This is a genomic window from Streptomyces sp. AC558_RSS880, from assembly GCF_019049255.1.
In the GTDB taxonomy this organism is placed as follows: Bacteria; Actinomycetota; Actinomycetes; order Streptomycetales; family Streptomycetaceae; genus Streptomyces.
The window spans coordinates 1-901 of the sequence record NZ_JAGMUJ010000110.1 but is presented as its reverse complement, the minus strand read 5'-3'; the positions used below and the strand labels follow the sequence as shown (position 1 = coordinate 901).

The following is a 901-nucleotide window of genomic DNA, read 5'->3' as shown; positions in this document are numbered from 1 at the left end:
GCCTAGGAGTTGTCGTCAAATGTCACGCCCACATCAGCAGCGATGCGAGGGTGACGGCTGCTTGGTAGGACTCGGCGGTCTTGTCGTAGCGGGTGGCGATGCCACGCCACTGCTTGAGGCGGTTGAAGCACCGTTCGACGACGTTGCGCCGCTTGTAGAGCTGCTTGTCGAAGGCCGGCGGACGTCCGCCCTGACTGCCGCGCCGGAGCCGGTTGCGAACCTGGTCGGACCGTTCCGGAATGGTGTGCCGGATGTTCCGTCGCCGCAGCCAGCCGCGTATGGCCTTGGAGCTGTAGCCCTTGTCGCCGATGACGTGGTCGGGCCGGACCCGGGGCCGTCCCGGACCCGGCCGGGGCACCCGGATCGCCTTCATCACGGCGGTGAACTGCGTGCAGTCGTTGGTGTTCCCGCCGGTGACGGTGAAGGCGAGCGGTCGGCCGGCGCCGTCGCAGGCCAGGTGGATCTTGCTGGTCAGGCCGCCTCTGGACCGGCCGAGTCCCGGGGTGCGGAGCCCCCTTTTCGCGCTCCGGCCGCGTGCTGGTGGGCCCGGACGATCGTGGAGTCGACCGACACCAGCCACTCGATGTCCCCGGCCGCGTCGGCCCTGGCCTGGGCGGCCCGGAGCATCCGCTCGAAGGTGCCGTCCTTGGCCCACCGGCGGAAGCGGGTGTGCAGCGTCGCCCAGGAGCCGTACCGCTCGGGCACGTCCCGCCAGGCCGTGCCGGTCCGGAACTTCCACACGATCCCGTTGAGGACCGTCCGGTCGTCCAGCCGCCTGCGGCCCCGCTCGGACCGGGGCAGCAGCGGCTGCACGAAGGCCCACTCGGCATCGGACAGTTCATGGCGACGTATCACCCGACCATGATCCCCGATCGAAGATCATTTGACGACAGACCCTAGG

General features: G+C 69.7%; 1 pseudogene. It reads right to left on the bottom strand.

The window, feature by feature from the left end:
- Positions 1-22: 22 nt before the first annotated feature.
- Positions 23-852: pseudogene (locus KUM38_RS28520) on the bottom strand (IS5 family transposase).
- Positions 853-901: the final 49 nt, after the last annotated feature.